This window comes from Nitrospira sp. BLG_2 (assembly GCF_049222245.1).
Genome location: NZ_JBLYIG010000174.1, coordinates 1 through 5,295, shown reverse-complemented (window position 1 = coordinate 5,295; position 5,295 = coordinate 1). Strand labels below are relative to the sequence as shown.

At 56.7% G+C, this 5,295-nt stretch carries 5 protein-coding genes; 2 read left to right on the top strand and 3 right to left on the bottom strand.

Annotated features, from left to right (window positions below; translation table 11 throughout):
• Positions 1-74: 74 nt before the first annotated feature.
• Positions 75-392, bottom strand: a complete 318-nt coding sequence (locus tag ACOSYY_RS04840; RefSeq protein WP_421661140.1) for a hypothetical protein — start codon at positions 390-392, stop codon at positions 75-77.
• A gap of 163 nt (positions 393-555) precedes the next feature.
• Here ACOSYY_RS04840 and ACOSYY_RS04835 point away from each other — a divergent pair, with 163 nt between their 5' ends.
• Positions 556-1,740 (top strand): pyridoxal-phosphate-dependent aminotransferase family protein, encoded by a 1,185-nt coding sequence (locus ACOSYY_RS04835; RefSeq protein ID WP_421661139.1) that lies wholly within the window; start codon positions 556-558, stop codon positions 1,738-1,740.
• Positions 1,737-2,942 carry a metal-dependent hydrolase family protein gene (locus tag ACOSYY_RS04830; protein ID WP_421661138.1) on the top strand — a complete coding sequence of 402 codons (1,206 nt, stop codon included), beginning with the start codon at positions 1,737-1,739 and terminating at the stop codon, positions 2,940-2,942. The genes ACOSYY_RS04835 and ACOSYY_RS04830 overlap by 4 nt, the downstream gene beginning before the upstream one ends.
• A 133-nt stretch (positions 2,943-3,075) precedes the next feature.
• Here the strand turns inward: ACOSYY_RS04830 and ACOSYY_RS04825 are convergent, their stop codons facing one another.
• Entirely contained in the window at positions 3,076-3,294 is a 219-nt protein-coding gene (locus tag ACOSYY_RS04825) for a type II toxin-antitoxin system HicB family antitoxin (protein ID WP_421661137.1), read from the bottom strand.
• A gap of 488 nt (positions 3,295-3,782) precedes the next feature.
• Positions 3,783-4,400: an Lcl C-terminal domain-containing protein gene (locus ACOSYY_RS04820; RefSeq protein WP_421661136.1), complete on the bottom strand. Its 618-nt coding sequence runs from the start codon at positions 4,398-4,400 to the stop codon at positions 3,783-3,785.
• Positions 4,401-5,295: the final 895 nt, after the last annotated feature.

Here is a 5,295-nt window from a genome sequence, read left to right as displayed (position 1 = left end):
CGAAGCTCGGAGGGAGGATCATCGGCTGTTTCAATCAATTCCCGGTACCACCGAATGGCTTGTCTCCGAGCTTCCTAGTTACTGCCCATCGTCCAGTCGGAAAGCCATTGCTGCCATCTCGGCGCGCGACGAAGGCTGTCTTGCGCGTCCAGCATACGGCTGACCATCAGATCAAGCGCGCGATCCGGCTCCCCAATTCGCTGGAGTTTTGGAGAAGTCACTGAAAACCACAGAATGGTCCCCAGCGCCGCCACCAGGATGGCCGCACATACTCCGCTCACAATCAGAGACCACCGAGAGTTATAGGGGGCAATCGACTGCTCGGAGATTGCAGGCTGATCGTGCTGCGGGCAATCAGACGGTCGTCCGATTGAAAGTGTCCGGTCGCTCATGAGTGGCTGACTATACCATTGGTCGTCACTCGGCCGAATCCCCTCAAAGTAGCTACGAACGTTCAAGAGCCTGCTGAAGTGCTCCTCGCACAAGGATTTATCGCATAGCCTCCCCGGCCTGACTGGGCTATACTAACCGCGCGATTTAAGGAGCCTATTTGTAATGGAAAATTTTATCGCCCCACCGCGACTGCTCCTGGGTCCCGGCCCCAGCATCGTGCACCCTCGGGTACTACAAGCCATGGCCACGCCGCTTGTCGGACATCTGGACCCGACATTCTTGGCAGTGATGACCGACATTCAAATTCTCTTGCGCCGTCTATTTTCAACGGCCAATCAATTTACGATGGCCGGCTCGGGGACCGGGTCAGCAGGTATGGAAGCGGCGGTCATCAACGTCGTTGAACCCGGCGACACCGTCATCGTGGGCATCAATGGTGTGTTCGGAACACGACTTGCGGCAATCGTGGAGCGTTGCGGCGGGAAGGCTATTCGAGTGGAAGTTCCGTGGGGACAGGTGATTGAACCGTATATGATTGCCACGGCGCTCCGGCAGTCGAGTCCGGTCAAAGCCGTTGCGCTGGTGCATGCCGAGACTTCCACCGGGGCCTGGCACCCTCTCGAATCGATCAGCGCCCTTTGTCGTACATACAACGCGCTGCTGATCGTCGATGCGGTCACATCGCTCGGGGGAATCCCTGTGGAGGTCGATCGGTGGGGCATTGATGTGTGCTACAGTGCCACGCAAAAATGTCTCAGCTGCCCGCCCGGCTTGGCTCCCTTGACGTTAAGCGCGCGCGCACTGTCCGTCGTCAAGAATCGCCGCTCTCCCTGTCAACGCTGGTATCTTGACCTGTCCCTCATTGCGGATTACTGGACGGAGCACAACCGTGCCTACCATCATACGGCGCCGATTTCGATGCTCTATGCCCTGCGGGAGGGGTTGCGCCTGATCGAGGAAGAAGGACTTCCTGCCCGGTTTGCTCGCCATCAACTGAACAGCCGTGCACTGCTCGCAGGACTGATGACTCTCGGTCTCGACCCATTGCCTCCTTCTGATCGTCGGCTTCCGACGCTGACCTGCGTCACCATTCCGGCCAACATCAATGAGGCCGACGTCCGATCCCGGTTGCTGGAGATGTTCGGCATCGAAATCGGCGGAGGCCTTGGTCCTCTCAAGGGAAAGGTCTGGAGAATCGGGCTGATGGGAGAATCATCGACGGAAGCCAACGTCCTGACTCTGTTGAATGCCGTGGAGGAGATCGGCATCCGGAGTGGGTGGGTGTCGACTCCCGGCGCCGCGCTGCAAGCCGCTGCGCATGTCTATAGTGGAGGCGAAAAGCCGTGACGATTGCCATTCAGCACGCGCGTCTCATCGATGGGACGGGTACCGTGCAAGACCGCGCGACGCTCCTCGTGCGCGGCACAAAGATCCTGGCGGCCGGCCCAAGCAATGAGGTCAAGATTCCCAAAGGAGCTGTCCGCATCGACGGTCGCGGCCTCTCGATCATCCCAGGACTCATCGATTGTCATGTCCATCTTTGCCTGGGCGGAGAGCCCGACGTCGTCGGCGCGCTCGAATCGGAGCAGCCTTCCTATACGTTGCTGAAGTCGGCCATGCATGCGAAGGCGACGATCGACGCAGGGTTTACGACGGTGCGCGACGTTGGATCCCGGGATCATTCCATCTTCACGGTGAAACAGGCCATCGAATCGGGCTTGATGCCCGGGCCACGTATCATCGGCGCAGGACGCGCCATCTGCATGATCGGAGGCCACGCGCGCTTCATTGGCCAGGAAGTGAAGGGCGCTGAGCATGTCAGACGGGTTGTGGCCGAACAGGTCGCAGCCGGCGCGGGAGTCATCAAAATCATTGCCTCGGGAGGAGTGTTGACCCCCGGCACCTCGCCGGATGAGGCCCAAATGACGATGGAGGAATTGACCGCGGCGGTCGATGCGGCGCATCAAGCAGGGAAACGAGTCGCCGCCCATGCCCATGGCGCCGCTGGAATGAAGAACGCCATTCATGCGGGAGTACGATCGATCGAACACGCTACTTTGTTGGACGACGAATCGGGAGCACTCATAAAGCGCTATGGCGTCTACATGGTCCCGACCCTTTCAGCTCTGGCTACAACGGCGGCATGCCGACTGGGCTGCGGCATCCCGGACAGCGCATTGGCGAAAGCCAAATCCATGACCAAGCGCCACCAGGGCAGCTTCAAAACCGCCCATCGGAGCGGCATCGCCATCGCCATGGGCACCGATGCCGGAACCCCCTTCAATTACCATGGAGAGAACGCGCAGGAACTCGAGCGCATGGTCGCTTTCGGCATGACGCCCATGGAGGCCATTATCGCCTCGACCGCCACGGCGGCTCAGCTCATCGGGATTCAGGATTCAGTCGGCATACTGGCCAAAGGAATGGAAGCTGATCTTGTGATCTTGAAAGGAAACCCGCTTCGGCGGATCGAGGTGCTGCGAGACCGGGACAAGATTGCGGGCGTGATGAAAGCGGGAAAGTTCGTGACGGGAGCGCTTGCGAAGTAACGCATCAATCAATCGTCATTTGGCCTTGCAATGACTGCGCGATAAAAAGCACGGCTTCCTCTCCGGCTGACCATGACGAAACCAAGCTGATAGTGACCTCTTCCATTCCCTCAGAATCAACTATGGCAACGGCTCAGACAGCCACCTCGATTTGCTGGAGTCCGATAAACCGCGGCGGATCTTCGCAGGCATCCCGATAGTCTTCAAGACAGAGTCCCAGTACTTCTTTCAAATTCTTCTGCAATTCATCCAAGCTTCTCGCCTGCGTATGCGCCCCTGGAATCCCAGGCACACAGCCCACGTACAAGTTTGTTCTCGGGTCCCATTCCAAGTATGCGGTAAACGTCCTCATACAGTACATTCCTCACAACCAGTATTCTCACCATGCTCGCGCCGGAGTAGCGAAGAGAAAAAAGATGTTTCTCAGCGAAACCCGGCGGTGATGGTCGTATATCACCGCCGGACTTCCCGGCCCCGACCGAGCCTCACAAGGGATGGGCGGTTGGACAAGGCCTGCCCAGCCTCTCCCGACCGGGACCTGCTGCATGGACATAGCAAATCCTGTGCTATCGTCGACGCACACTTTTCAGCCTTTTGACCAGCACAACAATCATGGAATCATGTCATTTCACGACCTCGACTCATCGGATGCGGCGCGCTCGATGGCTGCGTACCATTCGGTTGAATCCGAACGGATACAGAATCCGATCCGATTCACACGACGCACAGAGCACTTCATAACCATCGCAATAGCATCGTGCTTTGCTTTCTCAGTGGACACAGGACAACTTGTCTCGCTTCACGATCTTCGACTATCCGTCCCTGTCAGGTTATTGCACCTTAAAACTGCTCCGTATTCACGCCACCACGGACGCACCACGCCGGAAAGAGATCGGACTTCATGCCGTTGCTCCCATGGTCATCGACCAAGTGCACGAACGAGACACCGATAGGAACCTTTGCTGACGTCGATACCGACCAATAGGTGGACGACTGGACCTTGGTAAAGACACTCGCCGGGACGAACGGCGGCGCCATCGACAGATCTTGTAGACTCTTGAGCTCCGCCATGGAAGGCAACCGCCAGCCGATGGTGCCCCCGACCGTTTTATCGAGACAGTAGCGGGTCGCATCGATCCAGGTCCTGGGGGTGGCATCGGGTATCTCTTCCCAGACTAATCCCGTCTGCTTGTCCAGCACCGCGCCAGGGAAAGCGGCGACAAAGCGAGCGCCAGACGAAGAGTCGGTGTCCACAGCAGAGTAGGATGGCGCGGTTGACGACTCTTCGGCGGGAGCGGTGACCTGGTTCAGGTTACTGATCATCACCGTGAGTTGATTGGTTAACCTGGCCGGCGTACCCGCTGATGGAACTTCGGTGCCATAGTTCATCAAAAGGGCGCCTCCAATAAGGATTGTGCCGGCCAGAGCACCAGGCCATGTCGATCGCATGGTATTCATACGGCTCCCTCCTCTGTTGAGAGTGGATCAGTTCTTGTTCTCTATGTCTTACGCGCTCGTTCTCTCGTCTCAATTGATACAGTTTCCTTGGTCGTTCCACCACGAGTGTTCATCAAGATATAAGCACCTTCATATCATCAGATCTTGGACACATAGGGGGACACATAGCGCTTTTCATACTTCATTTATTCATGCCAAGACTTGTCGAATCACGCATCTCCATCGAAATACTGTCCCCCTGTGACGATTGCTACGTAGAAATAGCAATTCTCGTGCTCTTGCCGACGCGCTGCGTGTCAATCCACCAACAGCACAAGCACAGTGAAAAATTAGGACATTTTGCGCGTACTCGGATGGCCTAACTCTGGTTTTCTTCGACGGACTGTATCGAATCAGCTGACCGGGAACCGATCCAGTTGAATCCGATCCGATTCACCCGATGCATGACAAAATCCTTAATCATCTCGACAGACATCTTGTTTGCCTACCACCAGCGTGCTCCATCATCTCATCGTGCGGAGGACAGATAGCGGGACACATAGGAAGGACACCGGGTTTAGACGAGGGCTGTGACGAAGTGTTGCGAGGCTTTGGAGGGGGCTAGCCCACATGATTCATAAGGGTTCATGGCAGATACCATCGGGCAACCAGCCTCCAACGATGGGCGTCCATGTGAGCGCCTTCGCCATTGACAAATGTCAACTGACGTTTTACCGTCATCACGATGATCGACGGTTTCCGGCATAAAGGCTTGCAACTCTTGAAAGGTGCGACATGATGATGAAAAATCCCGTTCATCCTGGAAAGTTGGTTGAAGCCAATCTAGTGGAATTGGGCCTGAGCGTGGCGGAAGCCGCCAAGGCCATGAAGATCACGCGGCAACAGCTGTATAACG